The sequence below is a fragment of the Eikenella sp. HMSC071B05 genome (assembly GCF_001811325.1).
GTDB classification, from domain to species: Bacteria; Pseudomonadota; Gammaproteobacteria; order Burkholderiales; family Neisseriaceae; genus Eikenella; species Eikenella corrodens.
The window spans coordinates 1-3026 of the sequence record NZ_KV804526.1; the positions used below are offsets into that span (position 1 = coordinate 1).

The window sequence follows — 3026 nt, forward strand, 5'->3', positions numbered from 1 at the left end:
TACTCACATTGCGAGCTTGCCGTCAGACTGCCTGAAACGGCAGACGGGCAGGAATATGAATGCTATTCCGCCAGCCTGCGTGATAAAGGTGTACGCATGAAAGTCATGCCGCTGCCTGCTGCCAAGTGGGATTTGATTGCACTGCCGGACAGCGTTGGCGAGCGGCTGCATGGTTTATGGAAGGAAACCCAAGGCCAAGGCTACGACCTGCCCGGCGCGTTCGGGGTGGTATTCGGGCTACCTGAAAACCGTAAGCGTTGGTTTTGCAGCGAGTGGGTGGGCAAGGCTTTGGGGCTGGCGGAAAGCTGGCGTTTTAGCCCGAACGATTTAGCGGTAATTGTGAACATGGGAAGGGAGGAGAAATGACACCGTTGGAACCGTCTAATGTACCCGGCCATATGCTGAACATGGGCATGATTGGCATCTCCGGCACGATAGCCGGCATGCCGTTAGAAGCCCTCGTGTTGGGCGCGGTGGCCGGGGCATTGCATCACGGCTTGAAAGAACCGGGCAGCCGTAAGAATGGGATGCTGGTCATCATCACCAGCATGCTGCTGGCCGGCTCTTTGTCGCCGATGATTATGGCCTATCTGGCCTTGAGCTTGGGACTGGAGCAGGAGGTGTTCAAGGCCGCCGTGCCGATGCTGATTGGCTTGGGTTGGTCTTGGGCTACCCCGCTCTTGAATGACGGCCTGCGCCGTTTGTGGGCGGGCTGGATTGATAAATGGGGAGGTAGAAGGAAATGAACTTGGCAATGATTACCCAATGCTTATTGATGATAAACGTCGCGGCGATGGCGGCGATATTCGTGTATTCCGCCTGCTCGCTTTCGGTGCGGCAGTGGACGGCCAAGCAACCTGACTACTGGATACATAGTTTCTTAGTGGGCGGCTCGGTGGCGGTTATCGGCCATTCGCTTGCCGGCGGGCAAGTCCACCATTGGACAGAAATCATGTTCAACGTAGCAGCTGCATCTTACTTTGTGATGCGTTCGCGCCGTATCCATCTATTGAGCGGGATATTGCAGCGCAAAGGCAAAGGCTACCTGAAAGAGAGAAGGGAAACGAAATGACGGAATTGGCATGGATTGCGGAAGCACGGGCATACATCGGCATGCACGAAAGGGATGCTCGCGGCTTAAAGACCATCCCCTTGTGGGTACGGGCTTTGAAAGGCTGGTGGAGCGACACCAAAACGCCGTGGTGCGGAACGTTTGTCGGCCACTGTTTGCAGGCAGCCGGCAGGGATATTGCGAAAGAATGGTATCGGGCGAAAGCCTGGGTGAACGGCGCTACCCGTTTGGCGAAACCTGCGTATGGCTGCATTGTGGTATTCGAGCGGCAGGGCGGCGGGCATGTCGGCTTTGTCGTTGGGCAGGATAAGCAGGGCAACCTGATGGTGTTGGGTGGTAACCAGGGCGATGCGGTCAATATCAAACCGTTTGCCAAGAGCCGCGCGGTGGCTTACCTGTGGCCGAACAAGGGCGGCAAGCCTGCTTACCCCGCCGAAGAGCGTTATACGCTGCCGCTGTTGCAGAGCGACGGGAAGCTGAGCAGGAACGAGGCGTAAACAAAACCCCCTGCGAGTGCAAGGGGCTGCCTGAAAATCAGACATATGGCTGAAACTGGTTGTCATCGCTATATAGTAAATCCATCAACTTTGGATGAATAAACAATTTTTCCCTACCAATTGTCATTTCACGCAATACGCCGATTTTCACCAGCTCTTTTAGATATTTAGAAGCAGTCTGCCGCTTGGCAATACCTGCAGTTTCAAGGTTGCCGATACGGGTATAGGGTTGCTCGAAAAGCAAATCAGACAACTCCCTGCTATATAGTGTTGGTGCTGCCTTTTGGATGTATATACGGGTTTCATCTGCCAGCCGCTTGATGCCTTCTATTTTTGCCAATGTCCAGCCGGCAGTTTCTTCCACCCCCTTCAGAATATAGACAATCCAATCTTGCCAGTGCTGCTTCTCAGTTACGCCTAGCAACAAGCGGTAATAATCAGTTTTGTGTTGAATAATATAACGACTAAGATAGAGTATAGGTAGCCCAAGCAATCCTTTTTCAATCAGGAACAGACTATTTAGTACACGGCCAGTTCGCCCATTCCCATCTGCAAACGGGTGGATTGCTTCAAACTGATAGTGAGCTATTGCCATAACTATCAAAGGGTCGATATGGTCGGATTCATGGATGAATTTTTCCCAATTAGCCAATTTCTGCCGTATTAACTCCTCTCCTTCCGGAGGTGTATAGACAATTTTACCGCTATGCCCAGTTTTCAGCGCTGTTCCACCAATACGGCGAATATCCATATCACGCCCTTTAATTACACTACATACCTGCACAGCAGTTTGCGTACACAAAGGGAGACGTTGTAGTGATTGGAACCCTGATAATAAAGCATTTCTGTATTGAAGAGCTTCTTTGGTAGCGGGGTCGATACTGTCTTGAGGTAATTGCAGAGACTGAAACAGTTTGTCGGCAGTTGTAACAATATTCTCAATCTCAGAACTTGCCCTTGCCTCCATTACTGGTAGCGTATTGATCAGCATGGCCTGATTGGGAATAAGTTCTGCCGCTTGTTTTAACTCTCCAAGCGCCACTCGGGCACGGATACAGTGTTTTAAAATAAATTTATCTTCAACGTCTTGGACGGGAGGTAATGATGGAAGATTGTTGTAAGGAACTTCAGCTTGCCATTTTGTCATGTTTATTTTTTATGAATTTTTAAAGGTATTTGCAGTATAGGTTGACGCCGTGTACATATCAAGTAAATGTGACTAAAAATAGTGACATATTAAACATATCATTGGTAATTATATGACTTATTTATACAAATACTGGAAACCACTTGCTATTGCCGCCCTGTTGGCGGCGGTGGTAGGCGGGGAGTATTGGTATGGTAGGCAGCGCTACCAGGCGGGCTACGGTGCAGCCACGGCGGCTATTACTGCCAAGATGCTAGAGCAGCATCAGCAGCATCAAAAGACCGCCCGTGCGGCCAGCGTGGAATATCAA

The 3026-nt window shown here is 50.6% G+C and carries 5 protein-coding genes and 1 pseudogene; 5 read left to right on the forward strand and 1 reads right to left on the reverse strand.

From position 1 onward, the window contains the following. From HMPREF2796_RS00780 to HMPREF2796_RS00795, 4 genes are all read left to right on the forward strand, one after another. Positions 1-366, forward strand: a 366-nt coding sequence (locus HMPREF2796_RS00780; protein ID WP_070630240.1) for a hypothetical protein, incomplete at its 5' end; no start/stop codon positions are given. Continuing rightward, the gene (locus HMPREF2796_RS00785; protein WP_023887814.1) at positions 363-746 is read left to right on the forward strand and encodes a hypothetical protein; all 384 of its coding nucleotides are present in this window, start codon (positions 363-365) and stop codon (positions 744-746) included. The genes HMPREF2796_RS00780 and HMPREF2796_RS00785, both read left to right, overlap by 4 nt. Before the next feature lie 8 nt (positions 747-754). Beyond that, positions 755-1072, forward strand: coding sequence for a hypothetical protein (locus tag HMPREF2796_RS00790; RefSeq protein WP_246826801.1), 318 nt, complete (start codon positions 755-757; stop codon positions 1070-1072). After that, a complete protein-coding gene (locus HMPREF2796_RS00795) occupies positions 1069-1569 on the forward strand; it encodes a TIGR02594 family protein (protein ID WP_023887812.1) in 501 nt (166 codons plus the stop codon). The genes HMPREF2796_RS00790 and HMPREF2796_RS00795 overlap by 4 nt, the downstream gene beginning before the upstream one ends. 37 nt (positions 1570-1606) lie before the next feature. Here HMPREF2796_RS00795 and fic read toward each other — a convergent pair whose 3' ends face one another. Next, positions 1607-2716 (reverse strand): protein adenylyltransferase Fic, encoded by a 1110-nt coding sequence (gene fic / locus HMPREF2796_RS00800; protein ID WP_070630242.1) that lies wholly within the window; start codon positions 2714-2716, stop codon positions 1607-1609. 112 nt (positions 2717-2828) lie between these two features. Here fic and HMPREF2796_RS11455 point away from each other — a divergent pair. Then, a pseudogene (locus HMPREF2796_RS11455) lies at positions 2829-3026 on the forward strand (hypothetical protein); the annotation flags it as partial.

Excerpts from the sequence above, each read along its gene's own strand:
- HMPREF2796_RS00785 (WP_023887814.1), top strand. The coding sequence starts at position 363 with ATGACACCGTTGGAACCGTCTAATGTACCCGGCCATATGCTGAACATG.
- HMPREF2796_RS00790 (WP_246826801.1), top strand. The coding sequence starts at position 755 with ATGATTACCCAATGCTTATTGATGATAAACGTCGCGGCGATGGCGGCG.
- HMPREF2796_RS00795 (WP_023887812.1), top strand. The coding sequence starts at position 1,069 with ATGACGGAATTGGCATGGATTGCGGAAGCACGGGCATACATCGGCATG.
- fic (WP_070630242.1), bottom strand. The coding sequence starts at position 2,716 with ATGACAAAATGGCAAGCTGAAGTTCCTTACAACAATCTTCCATCATTA.